Below are 12266 nucleotides of genomic sequence, written 5' to 3' on the forward strand. Positions count from 1 at the left end.
ATGGGCGAGGCAGGGCGTTTATGCAATGCTTTGATTGCATAGCGGTTGTCCTGCACCGTCGAATTCAGCTTCAGGGATTATATCGCCTTCAGTGGATTACCAATCAAAATCGCCCCGTAGGTTCCACAATTTTAGCCGAGACGCAAGAGAAAGCCCAAAGTGAAAAAGTAGGTGGGCAGAGTCGCCCAGCCTACGCAAGGGAATTATTTCCGCCTTAAGGGTTCGACTGTTGCGGCATAATCGTATTTATCTTGATGCTTCCAGTGAGGTATGCGCCCCACAGATTAGCGCCTTCCAGATTCGCTTCACTCAGATTAGCTTCAGTGAGGTCAGCCATTTTCAAGTCGCAATGGCGCAGATCGGCGCGGGTGAGGTTGGCGCAGAATAGATTAGCGCCATCGAGATTGGCATGTTTTAAATTAGCACCTTCGAGATTGATGCTGGTGAGGGAAGCTTCGATTAAATTAGCACCTTCGAGATTGGCGTTTTGCACATTGGCTTCACCGAGGGAAACCTGACGCAAAGTGGCACCGCGCAGATCCACATTGCTCAAGTTTGCGCCATTCAGGTTGGCTTGAGTTAGATCCTGTTGTTGTAAATCGGCGTTGCTGAGGTCGATTTCCTCAAAAAATCGTTCTCCCGCCGCATAGCGCTGTAGGAATTCTTGAACGTCCATGTGATGTCCCTAATTTTTGCTATAGCTCGATCTCGATACTCTACGACAAAGCGGGCATCATCGGTGGTAGCGATCGCTGCTTTTGAGAAAGCGATGCGATCGCCCCTACGAATTCCCTGTGGGTACAGAACTTGCCACTTTCTGACAGACCCATTGCTTATCCGCCTCTGACCAGCGACAATACGGATGATGGATTAAATTAACATTATAAAATCTCGGATCGTGGGAAACTTCTTCCCCCACCCACTCCGGCAATTCGATAACTTGATTTTCGTCAACCAGTTCCACTTCCGCCACAATTAACCCTTTATTGTCGCCGTCGAATTCATCAATTTCCCACACCAGTTCTCCCCAGTTAACTTTATATCTTTTCTTTTCGATAAACGGAGGTTGACACAGCGTCTCCAACATTTGTCGAGCATCTTCCAGGGGGATGGGGTATTCAAACTCCGCTCTAGTGCGGCCCACCGTTGCGCCTTTTATCGTCAGATAGGCTTCCTGACCGATAATTCGTACCCGGACCGACTGTTGCGCGTTGGCTACAATATAACCTTGACGATAAACCGTGCCAATTGCCAGCGATCGCCACGATTCGTTTTTGACTAAAAATTTCCGTTCGATTTCAGTCGCCATCTTTACTCAGGTGATAAATTTTCCTAATTTTTATAGCGCGTTTTTACCCAAATCGCCCAGCAGTCGGGAGGCATAAAAAATCCTTACCTCACCCACCCAGAAAACGCGATATTCTCTTATTTTATAAACTTTTAGGCAAATTGCAAATGCCTTTTTTGCAGGGGCATGGAATGAAATGCCCCTAACAATTTATCTCAAGCAAGACCGAGAGAAAAAGAATCGGGTTAATGAGACGCCAAAAATGCCACCACCTCCGTGGGAATCGGTTGTGCCGCGATCGCCCCGGGTTTCGTCGTCGTCAGCGCCCCCACCGCACTCGCATAGCGGGCCACTCCTTTCGCGACCCCCGCATCGCGCAAGCTATTAATTCCATACTCGCATAACTGATGGATAAACCCAGCGACAAAGCCATCCCCCGCACCAGTGGTATCCACCACTTCCATATTAAATGCCGGCAAAACCCCTTCATTTTCGCCCAGACAATAGGTACAGCCTTTATCGCCTGCAGTGACTAAAACCCCCTCAACATTTCCCAGGCGATACGTAATCGCACCCGCATCGGTGGTATCGAATAACCATTCCGCTTCATCGTCAGAGATTTTCAGGAAATCAATCCGCTTGATTAAGTTTTCAATCAGAGGTTTTGATTCCGCTGGATCGGGCCAAAACATATCGCGCCGGTTCACATCCATGACGATTTTAACATCGTATTGTTCTGCCCATTTTAAAGCGCGCTCGATCGCATCGCGACTGTCGGGAAAGGCTAATTCTAAGCTTCCCAAAACGAGAAAATCTGCATTTTCGATTAATTCTTCCGACAATCCATCAGCTTGCAGGTGGGTGTCGGCAAATTCCGTAGTATCGCGGTTTCCAAACCCCGCAAAACTGCGATCGCCAGTTTCGGACCGCACCACATAAACCTTGCGCGTCGGTGCAGTCTCGTGACGCTGCACCCCCGTACAGTCCACTCCCACATCGTCCAGCAGCTTCACCAATTGGTCGCCGGCTTCATCTTTCCCCACACAGCCGATAAATCCAGCCGACGTCCCTAATTTTACCAAAGCACAAGCCACATTTGCCGGTGCCCCTCCCGGATAAGGAGTCCAAGAGTCTACCTCCTCATAGGGTTTTCCCGGTCGATCCGACAAATTATCAAACAAAATTTCACCCAAGCACAACACGCGCGGATAATTCATAACCTGTCACTCCTTCATTAGCTTCCACGATCCAGCTTACAGGGTCATGGTATTGCAGAAAACCAATTTGTCCTTGGTCAAGGGTCAATGGTCAATGGTCATTTGTCCTTTGTCAATGACCATTGACTAATAACTCTTGACCCTAGTAATTTACTTTTTAGCTTCTTCTAAACCAGCGGCAATTCGTTCGCCAAATTCCGGATCGATATTGGCAAGACTGAGCATTTGCAAATATTCTTGTTGGGTTAAGCCGGCATCTTTAATAAAACAGAGAGCTTCGGCTTCGATTTCCCCTTCTAAACGGTGGGAATCTTCTGTGGTTTCGGCATTGAGAAGTTCTTCAGAGCGCTCGTCGATTAAGGTTAAAACTTGCAGATAAGCGCGGACAAACTGACTGACTTTTTCGGAGGGAATAGTGCTAGCATCCAGGGGGGGACGGGCTTGGGGTGCTTGTTCTAGGGGAGCGGTTAGAGTGGGGAGGTCGCGAGGCGAATCTGCCAGAGAAACCGCCGCACCGCCCAGCATCATCGCCGCAGCGACCCACAGACCCAGGGCGATCGCCATTGAGCGCAGCAGCGCGAGTTGTGGGAATGGAAACCGAAGCGATCGCGCCAAACAAATTGTCAGCTTTTTCATACTTTGTCAGGATTTGCTGTCATGTAGGGGGAGTTAAAATCTTAACGTTATGTTAACTTTTTCCGCGAAATTTCGCGGTTTTCCAACACCCAAAAGTCATCTTAAAACTTTCTTTCCCCAACATCAAACAAAACCCCTTCGCCCACGCACTCAGGATTTCAAATCTAGACCCTGGTTATCAACAGACAACCTCGCCCAGATTGACTCTCAACCTGTCGGCGTTCTCAGGGGCGAGAGCACAAGCAGAGTCTCGGTGCCGCTACTTCCAAGGGTAGAGCGCCCTTGCGAGTGACGTGCAACCGGTGGCTCCCGTGACCTTTAAAAAACTTAAACCAGCAAGGGGCAGAAGATTTCCGGCAAACAGTGGCGATCGCAAAACTCGGCAATTGCGGGGTTTTGAAAGCCATAAGCCGTTTTTCATACCCCCTAGAACGCCCAGTGGAGAAAAAAAACAGCATGCAACAATTTACAAGCTTTGGGCAATCATAGACTAGAATCATTACAATATAGGTAGATATACAGAGACAGAAAATAGGAAATTGTTATGACTGGCGGGGATTCTCAACCCAATATCTCCCTTTCCGATAGGGAATTACAAGTGATCGAACGGGTAGCGGCTGGCTTAACAAACCAGGAGATAGCGCAAGAGCTAGAAATTAGCAAACGAACCGTAGATAACCATATCAGCAATATCCTGACCAAAACCAAAACCAGCAACCGGGTGGCATTGGTACGATGGGCATTGCAGTCCGGGAAAGTCTGCATCAACGACGTGAACTGCTGCAATCTACCCATACCCGAAGCCGCCCAAACCGAATCCGTAGCGGACAACTCCGAATGAGCCGAATCCGGTTCATTGACCGAGAGAAAACGCCCTAAACGCGCCGCCCAAGATCGGAAATTGACTGGCTGAGTGCCGTGAGGGGTAGAGCGAAAAATTGCCCTTGAGCTGCGCTCAGGGGAAAGTTTGCAGTGGGGTTTGCCAAGGCAAATCGCGCCAGCGGGCGATCCCGGAACCGACTTAAAGGCCAATTTGTGGATTCCGTATGAATTCCAGGTGAAAGGAGAGCGGGCGATCGGCGTCGGGAGCCAATGGCAAAGGATCCGGACGCGCGCCCAGGGCTACCCCAGCAGAAGCGCACCTCGGTGACGGATAATGGCAGGTGGGAAATTGCAGCTAGCAAGTGCAAAGAGAAGAAAGAATCATGGGCGCAATTCAAGCATTAAGAGGAACGCGAGACATCCTGCCAGAGGAGATAGCCACCTGGCAAAAAGTAGAAACCCTTGCCAGAGAGATTCTTGGCAGAGCCGCCTATCGAGAGATCCGGACGCCAATCTTCGAGCTAACTGCCTTATTCGAGCGGGGGATTGGCGAAGCCACCGATGTAGTGGGGAAAGAAATGTACAGCTTTCTGGACCGAGGAGAACGTTCCCTCACCCTGCGTCCGGAAGGCACGGCGGGAGTCGTGCGCGCCTATATTGAAAACAAACTACAGGCTGCCGGTGGAGTGCAGCGGCTGTGGTACACCGGGCCGATGTTTCGCTACGAACGTCCCCAGGCGGGACGTCAGCGGCAATTTCATCAAATCGGGGTGGAGGTGTTAGGCACGGCGGATCCGCGAGCCGATGTAGAAGCGATCGCGATCGCCAGCGATTTACTTAAAACCCTCGGGTTGCAAAACCTGCACCTGGACCTCAACTCCGTGGGCAATACCGAAGACCGCCAGCGCTATCGCGACGCTTTGGTGGAATATCTAACCCCCTACAAAGACGAATTAGACCAGGACTCGCAAGAGCGACTCACCCGCAATCCCTTGCGAATTCTCGATAGCAAACACCAACGCACCCAAGAGATTGCCCAAGAAGCCCCGAAAATTTGGCAGCATCTGTGCCCGGAGTCCCAACGCCACTTCGATCGCGTGCAAGCCCTGTTGAGCGAATTGGGAATCCCCTATCAACTCAATCACCGCTTGGTGCGCGGTTTGGATTACTACACCCACACCGCCTTTGAAATCATCTCCGACGACTTAGGCGCGCAAGCCACGGTTTGCGGTGGGGGTCGCTATGACAATTTAGTGGCGCAACTCGGCGGACAGGATACCCCCGCCGTGGGTTGGGCGATCGGGTTAGAACGATTAATTATCCTGCTGCAACAACTGCACGAGTCGCCGAAATCTTCCCTGGATTTTTATGTGGTCTCCAGAGGCGACGCCGCCGAAGCCAACGCCCTGTTACTCGCCCAAAAACTGCGTCACGCTGGGTTTAGTGTGGAACTCGACTTTAGCGGGAGCGCTTTTGGCAAACAATTCAAACGAGCCGATCGCTCCGGCGCAGCCGCTTGTTTGATTTTAGGTTCCGAAGAAGCCGCCAATCGCACCGTACAAATCAAGTGGTTGGCCAGCCAAGAGCAAATTCAACTATCCCAAGCTGAATTACTGCAAAAAACCGACGAATTGCGGCAGCAGTTGGAGAATTTTAAACAATAATAAATTGCAGGTGGGTGTTTGCCCACCTTTTTTTGCGATCGCCCCTCCCCCCTATCCACCCACAGGGGATTGACCACCCGCATTCGCCACAATCCCATTCCCACAAACATCACTGGCTTTTGTTGTATCATTGGCCAAAGGAGAAGTCCGAGGCCGCTGTGCAGGGGGGCGAGGGTCTGCCTCGTCACTCAATAAAAAAACAAAAAGCAAGAGCGCTTGGCATAGGCTTTCGCGCCTCGGTTTCTCCCAACAAATGAACATGTCTAGAAACCCGTTTTCTAACGGTCGTCAATTGTTTGCTCGATATTTTAAACCGTTTTTTTTTGTAAAAAAAATATACCCTTTTTCCTGGCGGTAAAATATTATGTATTGCCCAATGAAACTTGACTGCAAGGCAATGACTGGAGAAATCCACCACTGCCCCAATCTTGAGGAATGTTTGTCCAATTCTCCCCTAGATAGAATGGAGGCACTGCGTCTGTATTTTCTCAATCAGGGGATGAAGCTGGAGGCAATAGGAATCGACGAAGGGAAAACCGAGGAGGATTGGGACAGTCTCATGGAACCGTCCCCCACACCCTTTAGTTATAACTGGCACAGTGAAATCCGCGATCGGATTATTTTTGGCACCGAGATTTCCTGGGAGAGCCAATGCGGCGATATTAAATATTTCGATTTCCTGTCTCGGGGGCAATTGCAACAATTAACCGCCCAAAAGTTTGCCGATCCAGCCTCCCGGCAAAATTTGTCCCCCACCATTGCCGAATTTCTCGCGTTTGCCCGCGTCCAAGCCAGCAAAGGATTTGAATTTAATTTTATTGGGTATGCGGTGAGTCCGTTGCGCGAAGATTATCGCGTCAGCGTGGATGGAATGGTGTTTGAGGGAAATTGTTCGTTTCAGTTAATATCCGAGTTCAATGATTTTGCCGGCGATGCTGACGAAATCGACATTCAACCAAATTATCTGCGCGCCTGGTGGGATTAGTTGGCAGTGGAGTTGACAGTGTTATGATAGACTCCATCGGGAAGCAGACCGATACTGATTGCGGCAAGCTGGCATGAAATCAACTGGCCGCAAACGGTCTCGAATCCCTCGGGCAATCACTACCTGTGCCGCAATCGATGGAACACTGGGAATTTCTGATACAGAAAAAGGGCGATCGCAGTTGGCTGCCTCTAGAAACCCCCGAAGTGGAAGTTCTAGAGGGACGCTATCGCATGGTGGCGCGTTCTGGGCGCAGCAACGCCCCGGTGGAAATTCGCGCCATCTATCAATCCTTTGAAGAGTTCCCCCCGAAGCGACGAGTGCAAAAGCGCACCACGCGAACCAATGGGGAAGGCTTGATGGCGGTGATTCCTTTTACGCGCCTCAAACCGGGAATTTGGGAGTTTAGCTGCATCGATAGCCCCACCTCCGTGCATTCGGTGCGAATCGAAGTGTTGCCCATCGAAAGCGATGAGGACCTCCCCTTGCATCCCACCGACAGCGAGTCGGAAGCCCCGGAGGCGCAACCCCCCGCCAGCACTCCGGAAATGGCGGAGGATGCGGTGGCGAGTTCGGGGGAAACTGAGGCGATCGCATCACCCACGGATGAGGTGTCGAACCGGAATATCGCCCCCGTCAGCGCCTCCACCGAGGACGCCGATTCCTCATCGGAAGCGCCGCAGATGTGGGAAGATGCTGTGGCTACAGGGGAGGAAACGGCGGCGATCGCCTCTCCTACGGATGAGGAGTCGAACCCATACATAGCGCCAGTCAGCGCCTCCACCGAGGAAAGCGAACTACCACCACCACCAGAACCGCCAGAAAATGCCACCCCAGACCAGCCAGAGGTCACGCAATCCCCGGAATCGGCATCGCGGAAGGGGAGTACCTGGGGCAAGTTGTACGCTTTTCCCACCCACCTCACCGGGCAACCCGTCACTTTAGAGGGAGCCGCCTCAGAAGCGGTTATGCCGATCTCAGGGGTGGCGAGGGAAGACAGAGAAACCGGCGATCGCAACTCAGACCCTCCCGCAGAAGAAACCTCCACCGAGGAAACCCCAGAAGTTGCCTCCGCCAATCCCATCCCCTCCGTCGCTTCCAACCGTCCACCGCTTCCCCCTCTCAACCTGACCCTGGCACGGGAAACCTATATGGTGAAATGGGGAGAAGCATTCGAGCTAGAAGGTCACATCGACCTCGCAGAAGAAGGGGAAGAGATCGCCCTGTCTGGGTTGGAATTGCGCGTGAGCCTGCAAAATCCGCAGACGGGGGAACGCCTGGGGCAAGTTGAACAACCCCTCGCCAACCAAATAACGCCGATGAGTTTTGTCTGTCCCGTGGAGATTCCGGCACAGAGCAAGACCCATTTGATTTTGGGAGAGGTCAGCCTGTGCCAGGTGGCGGGGGAAGTGGTACAGACGCGATCGTTTACGATTACCGCAGATGTGCAAGAGCTGCTCGGGGCGATCGCCAGCGACTTCCAGGAAGAGCAACTCTTAGAGGGGTCGCCAGAATACCGTCAAAAGCACAATCTAGAAGAGATTGACGCTTCGTTTGACGAAATTATCGACACGATTAAAAAGAGTCAGCCGCTCTCGTTTGAATCGGCTCCCAAGGAGTTTCTCCCCCCGCAAATTGTTAAGCCCCAGGCGCGATCGCTTTCCCCGAAACCCCTGGATTTGCCTAGTTTTCCGCGTCCTCAGCCCCAACCGAGCACCCCGGAGAAGTCTGCGGAGGCGCGTAAGGCGTCACCAGAGCGCCCGGAGGAGAAAGAGACCGCAGGGGTGGGGGAACGGATAGAGTCGCCCCCAGAAAGCGAACCGAAAGCAGGGTCAGAGGCGATCGCGCCGCCCCAGGAAGCAGCGGAAACCTCAGCAGCGACGCCGGTGGAGGAAACAATGCCCGGGGAGTCGGAAGCGACTCCCGTAGATTCGGCATTTGAGTCGTTGAACTTGGAGGAACGGTTTTTCTCCCGGTTGAATGCGTTAGCGAGCGATCGCGAGTTGTCAGAATGGCTGAAAATTAATTTTTCCCCCCAGGAAACCCCCTCAGACAGTGAGGAGATTGAGGAAGTGGCGCGAGAGTCAGATGCACTGGCGGAGGATTCCGGGGAAGTTCTGCCAGCACAAGAGCAGGCGATCGCCCCAGAAGAGGAAGCCCAAGAGTCAGGGCCGATTGTGCTTGAGCCAATCGACTGGGAAGCGCAAGAAATTGTGGTGGATGATGAGTTGTCTGAAGTGGGTTCCGAGTCGGGGGGGATCCCTACCGGTGCGGATGAGTCTGTTGCCCAGCAGTTCTTGTTGCCCGAAAACGAGCCGGTGCCAACCCCGGAACTTTACCTTCCCAAGGGAGAACTGACCTCAGGGCGATCGGTGAAAGTGGCGGTCCGACTCCCGCAGATCCAGCCTCGGATTTATGTGAAGTTATGGTTGCACGATCGCCAAAGTCGCACCATTTTGGATGGCCCACACTGGTTGACCGAATTTTGGCCCACGGGAATGGGAGATGTGGAAGGGACGAAAGAGTTGCTCGTTCCCTATGGCAGTTTAGAGGTCCAGTTTGAAGCGATCGCGGTGGAAGTGCAGACCCAGCGCGAAAGCCATAAAGTATCCGTCGATCGCGCGATTTCCCCGCCTCGTCCCCCCAATTTGCCTTTGGGCGATTTCTGAAGCTTAACCCTTCCGAGGACAATTGATACCGCCTCCGGGGGTTCATTGTCTGCTCTTAATTCTTAATTCTTCATAAAAATACCGCCTCGATCGGGTCGAGAGGCGGTATTTTTGTCCGTAGGGTAATCCTGGCCATCCCTTGCCAAAAACCCTTATTCCCCGCTCCGAAGAGACGGGGTGAGGGGTTTGGGGTAAAGTTAAAACCACCTACATGGATGGAGGGGGTTAGGGATATCCAGCTACGGTTAGGTCGCCCATTAGGGTGTCGATTTGCAATTTTAATCTAGGGTTGAGAATGGGCGGTTAAAGTAGGGTGGCATTCTACAGAGAAGAGCCAACCCCAACATAAGAACCGTAGAAAAACAGACCGACAACGGCGATGATGCCTAAGCCAGCGATCGTGGCTACAACCCACAACGGAAGTCTTCCGCTTCCAGACATAGAATTTTCCTCCCCTGTTATAAAACAACGAATTTGGTGACTTGATTTCACGTACTCCTGAAGCCCCTGCAAGGGATGGGGTGCAGGGTAATTTGCACCTGCAACATCAGAATTCCAAACCTTTCCACTACAGGATAGAAGCCTGTTTGAGAAAGGGAAAGGCGGGTTGCCGCTGAATGGAAGTTGCCCGACTTGATGGAGGCATAGAGAATGAAAAACGGCTTTTCATCCCATCCCCGGTAGGCAAACTGGGTGCTTCTGTGGAGTTAGTTGAAAAAGTAGCTAGAGAATAGGATACCGAGAACGAAAACCAGCAGCAAACCTAGGTATAGAGAAGTACGGTTAAGTTCAACCGGCTGCTTATTCGGATTAGGAATACGAGTTGGCATGAGAAACTCCTATCGTTGAATGAATTGCATTGCCGCGATCGCGCCCAAAAAGAACACGGTGGGAACAGCCAGGGTATGGACCGCCAGCCAGCGAACGGTAAAAATCGGATAAGAAATGGGTTCGTTAGGATTATTGCTTGTCATAATTAGGCACCTCCGTGACTGACTACTTAACCTCTAACCGATCGATTTCTTGCTTGGCGTTCAAACGATCCTGAACGATCGGTAATTCCAGACGTTCTTGGGTGAAATATTCGTTAGGTCTTGGCGTGCCAAACACGTCATAAGCCAAGCCCGTGCTGACAAACAGCCAGCCGGCGATAAACAGTGCCGGAATGGTGATGCTGTGAATCACCCAATAGCGAATGCTGGTAATAATATCCGCGAACGGACGTTCTCCAGTGGATCCTCCAGCCATTGATTAGTCCTCCTGTGACAAAAGTTCCAACGTTAATTTCTATGATACTTTCCTTGTGAAAGAGCCACAAGTCATATGCATCAAGGTACCAGAACCCAAAACGGGGGAATGCGATCGCATTTGTACCGTCGTTTCTGGTAAATCTAGGCCGTTTCTGGCATGTCCTTGTATTTCAGGATAATGCCTCGCTGGCCGATTACAAAACCCTTTTCTGGGTTCAAAAATACAATCTTGTAAAAGTTGGAGGGAACCTTTTCCAACTGGCGGTCTTTTTTCCAGGTTTTGCCCCCATCAACGCTGCGGAGTAAATTGCCGCTACCGCCACCGACCCAAATTTCGTCAGGAGTGCGGTAGGCTAAATCGAGCAATCCCCAGCTTGTGGACAACTCTGGATAAATTGGGTCACTCCAGGTGTCTAGATCCGTGGGGTCGCTAAATTGAACTTGACCCCCCCGGGCGAGCATCCAGAGACGGCCCTCGGCGGTAAAGCCCATATTTTGAATGCGCCGAGAACTATTGCGGTTATGGGGTTCCCAGGAATTCATCCCCGGTTCCCAGATGGAGTAGAAATTGCCTCGGGAGGAGACGGCGACATATTTGCCCTCAGGCGATCGCTGGATATTGCGGATCGCACCCACCGCCTCTTGCACCATTGCTTGCCAGGTTTTACCGCCATCTTGCGTGCGGTAGATCGCCCCCACATTGGTGGTCATTTCCGCCGAGTTCGAACCGAGTGCCACGATGCTCAGGGGTTCCCCGGGCAACTTCTCGCTCAATTGAACTCGTTCCCAAGATTTACCTTCATCGTCGGTATGCAGCAAGATAGAAGGTTCGCCGACGATCCAGCCTTCTTCATCGGCAAAACTGACAGCACTCAAGCGATACCGTTTGTCGTCGAGACTGAGTGTTTTCACCTCCCAAGTTTCGCCGCCATCGGTAGTTTCTAACACAGTGGCTTTACTGCCGACCAACCATCCATGCTGGAGATTGTCGGTAAACGTAATGTCGTTTAGATTAACATCTGTTGGCAACGAGATGACTTCCCAAGGGTTGTCACCGAGGGACGGGACACTAGAACACCCGACACACAACAGCACAACCGTCAGTAATGCAACAAATCGTTTCAAACCGTTTAATATCGAGTCCATTACTTGCTCTATGTGGAATGTGAATCGTCCCGGATCTTACACCCCGGAGCGAAAGGGAGCGCAAGGGCGCGATCGCCGTGAACCAAGCCACCAGCGCGATCGCTGCCCACCTATTCTCAGGGGTCAAACCCCCACAAGCTTCCCTGTGCCACTCACCGGGCGCAGGCGATCGCCCAGTTCTTTAGCGTAAGCCATACAGGCTCAGAAAGAACAAAATTCCTGCCCCTAAGCCACCAAAAATCAGCAAGCTTTTCTGAGTTGGGGTTAGAGTATTTACCCCGAACCCGTAGGCGTAATTTTCCTTAAACCCAGAGGCTGTACCTTTCGGGCCGATATTGCTAAATTGTGAAGGCCGTGCCCCACACACTGGGCAGCGCCAATTGCGCGGTAACTCTTTGAACGGCACTCCAGGCTGAACCTTACGGCCATCGCCTTTCTCTGGCTCGTAAACGTAGCCGCAGGCGCGGCATTCATACCGGTCTAGCGGTTGAGGTTGAGCGGCTTGGTCGGTACTCATGATAACCTCCGATACGTTTGGAAACCCCCGTGCTTTAGCCGGGGGAGGAAAAACGAACGTGCGGCTTTAGCC

At 52.0% G+C, this 12266-nt stretch carries 16 protein-coding genes; 6 read left to right on the plus strand and 10 right to left on the minus strand.

Annotated elements, in window-relative coordinates:
- On the plus strand, positions 1-218 hold a 218-nt coding region (locus tag LKK83_RS05405; protein ID WP_324629903.1), incomplete at its 5' end, for a hypothetical protein.
- Here the strand turns inward: LKK83_RS05405 and LKK83_RS05410 are convergent.
- The 4 genes from LKK83_RS05410 to LKK83_RS05425 all read right to left on the minus strand — a co-directional run bounded on the left by LKK83_RS05410 (position 215) and on the right by LKK83_RS05425 (position 3141).
- Positions 215-676, minus strand: coding sequence for a pentapeptide repeat-containing protein (locus LKK83_RS05410; RefSeq protein WP_324629904.1), 462 nt, complete (start codon positions 674-676; stop codon positions 215-217). The genes LKK83_RS05405 and LKK83_RS05410 overlap by 4 nt on opposite strands.
- Before the next feature lie 105 nt (positions 677-781).
- Positions 782-1309 (minus strand): CYTH domain-containing protein, encoded by a 528-nt coding sequence (locus LKK83_RS05415; RefSeq protein WP_324629906.1) that lies wholly within the window; start codon positions 1307-1309, stop codon positions 782-784.
- Positions 1310-1533: 224 nt separating this feature from the next.
- A complete protein-coding gene (locus tag LKK83_RS05420; protein WP_324629907.1) occupies positions 1534-2505 on the minus strand; it encodes a carbohydrate kinase family protein in 972 nt (323 codons plus the stop codon).
- 150 nt (positions 2506-2655) lie between these two features.
- Positions 2656-3141 (minus strand): DUF4168 domain-containing protein, encoded by a 486-nt coding sequence (locus LKK83_RS05425; protein ID WP_324629908.1) that lies wholly within the window; start codon positions 3139-3141, stop codon positions 2656-2658.
- Positions 3142-3685: 544 nt separating this feature from the next.
- Between LKK83_RS05425 and LKK83_RS05430 the strand changes: the two genes are divergently transcribed.
- The 4 genes from LKK83_RS05430 (at position 3686) to LKK83_RS05445 (ending at position 9281) form a co-directional block, all read left to right on the plus strand.
- Positions 3686-3982 (plus strand): helix-turn-helix domain-containing protein, encoded by a 297-nt coding sequence (locus LKK83_RS05430; RefSeq protein ID WP_324629909.1) that lies wholly within the window; start codon positions 3686-3688, stop codon positions 3980-3982.
- A gap of 364 nt (positions 3983-4346) precedes the next feature.
- Entirely contained in the window at positions 4347-5627 is a 1281-nt protein-coding gene (hisS, locus tag LKK83_RS05435; RefSeq protein ID WP_324629910.1) for a histidine--tRNA ligase, read from the plus strand.
- Between the two features lie 376 nt (positions 5628-6003).
- Positions 6004-6612 (plus strand): hypothetical protein, encoded by a 609-nt coding sequence (locus LKK83_RS05440; protein WP_324629911.1) that lies wholly within the window; start codon positions 6004-6006, stop codon positions 6610-6612.
- Between the two features lie 125 nt (positions 6613-6737).
- The gene (locus tag LKK83_RS05445) at positions 6738-9281 is read left to right on the plus strand and encodes a hypothetical protein (protein ID WP_324629912.1); all 2544 of its coding nucleotides are present in this window, start codon (positions 6738-6740) and stop codon (positions 9279-9281) included.
- A 321-nt stretch (positions 9282-9602) separates the two neighbouring features.
- Here the strand turns inward: LKK83_RS05445 and LKK83_RS05450 are convergent, their stop codons facing one another.
- The 5 genes from LKK83_RS05450 to LKK83_RS05470 form a co-directional block, all read right to left on the minus strand.
- Positions 9603-9722 (minus strand): photosystem II reaction center protein J, encoded by a 120-nt coding sequence (locus LKK83_RS05450; RefSeq protein WP_324629914.1) that lies wholly within the window; start codon positions 9720-9722, stop codon positions 9603-9605.
- 266 nt (positions 9723-9988) lie between these two features.
- Entirely contained in the window at positions 9989-10111 is a 123-nt protein-coding gene (locus LKK83_RS05455; RefSeq protein WP_324629915.1) for a photosystem II reaction center protein L, read from the minus strand.
- Between the two features lie 9 nt (positions 10112-10120).
- Entirely contained in the window at positions 10121-10255 is a 135-nt protein-coding gene (psbF, locus tag LKK83_RS05460; RefSeq protein ID WP_168571464.1) for a cytochrome b559 subunit beta, read from the minus strand.
- A 22-nt stretch (positions 10256-10277) separates the two neighbouring features.
- Positions 10278-10529: a cytochrome b559 subunit alpha gene (psbE, locus tag LKK83_RS05465; protein WP_324629916.1), complete on the minus strand. Its 252-nt coding sequence runs from the start codon at positions 10527-10529 to the stop codon at positions 10278-10280.
- 143 nt (positions 10530-10672) lie between these two features.
- A complete protein-coding gene (locus LKK83_RS05470; RefSeq protein WP_324629917.1) occupies positions 10673-11677 on the minus strand; it encodes a photosynthesis system II assembly factor Ycf48 in 1005 nt (334 codons plus the stop codon).
- Between LKK83_RS05470 and LKK83_RS05475 the strand changes: the two genes are divergently transcribed.
- Positions 11565-11867 (plus strand): hypothetical protein, encoded by a 303-nt coding sequence (locus LKK83_RS05475; RefSeq protein WP_324629919.1) that lies wholly within the window; start codon positions 11565-11567, stop codon positions 11865-11867. The two genes, LKK83_RS05470 and LKK83_RS05475, sit on opposite strands and share 113 nt — an antisense overlap.
- On the opposite strand, the gene LKK83_RS05480 is transcribed toward LKK83_RS05475, so the two are convergent.
- A complete protein-coding gene (locus LKK83_RS05480) occupies positions 11859-12194 on the minus strand; it encodes a rubredoxin (RefSeq protein WP_324629918.1) in 336 nt (111 codons plus the stop codon). The genes LKK83_RS05475 and LKK83_RS05480 overlap by 9 nt on opposite strands.
- Positions 12195-12266 lie beyond the last annotated feature (72 nt).

Origin of the sequence: Phormidium sp. CCY1219, assembly GCF_035615515.1 — a bacterium.
GTDB lineage: Bacteria > Cyanobacteriota > Cyanobacteriia > Cyanobacteriales > Laspinemataceae > CCY1219.

Coding starts and splice junctions, on each gene's coding strand:
- LKK83_RS05480 (WP_324629918.1), bottom strand. CDS start 12,194: ATGAGTACCGACCAAGCCGCTCAACCTCAACCGCTAGACCGGTATGAA.
- LKK83_RS05420 (WP_324629907.1), bottom strand. CDS start 2,505: ATGAATTATCCGCGCGTGTTGTGCTTGGGTGAAATTTTGTTTGATAAT.
- hisS (WP_324629910.1), top strand. CDS start 4,347: ATGGGCGCAATTCAAGCATTAAGAGGAACGCGAGACATCCTGCCAGAG.
- LKK83_RS05410 (WP_324629904.1), bottom strand. CDS start 676: ATGGACGTTCAAGAATTCCTACAGCGCTATGCGGCGGGAGAACGATTT.
- LKK83_RS05455 (WP_324629915.1), bottom strand. CDS start 10,111: ATGCCAACTCGTATTCCTAATCCGAATAAGCAGCCGGTTGAACTTAAC.
- LKK83_RS05425 (WP_324629908.1), bottom strand. CDS start 3,141: ATGAAAAAGCTGACAATTTGTTTGGCGCGATCGCTTCGGTTTCCATTC.
- LKK83_RS05475 (WP_324629919.1), top strand. CDS start 11,565: ATGACTTCCCAAGGGTTGTCACCGAGGGACGGGACACTAGAACACCCG.
- psbF (WP_168571464.1), bottom strand. CDS start 10,255: ATGACAAGCAATAATCCTAACGAACCCATTTCTTATCCGATTTTTACC.
- LKK83_RS05450 (WP_324629914.1), bottom strand. CDS start 9,722: ATGTCTGGAAGCGGAAGACTTCCGTTGTGGGTTGTAGCCACGATCGCT.
- LKK83_RS05470 (WP_324629917.1), bottom strand. CDS start 11,677: ATGGACTCGATATTAAACGGTTTGAAACGATTTGTTGCATTACTGACG.
- LKK83_RS05430 (WP_324629909.1), top strand. CDS start 3,686: ATGACTGGCGGGGATTCTCAACCCAATATCTCCCTTTCCGATAGGGAA.
- psbE (WP_324629916.1), bottom strand. CDS start 10,529: ATGGCTGGAGGATCCACTGGAGAACGTCCGTTCGCGGATATTATTACC.
- LKK83_RS05440 (WP_324629911.1), top strand. CDS start 6,004: ATGAAACTTGACTGCAAGGCAATGACTGGAGAAATCCACCACTGCCCC.
- LKK83_RS05415 (WP_324629906.1), bottom strand. CDS start 1,309: ATGGCGACTGAAATCGAACGGAAATTTTTAGTCAAAAACGAATCGTGG.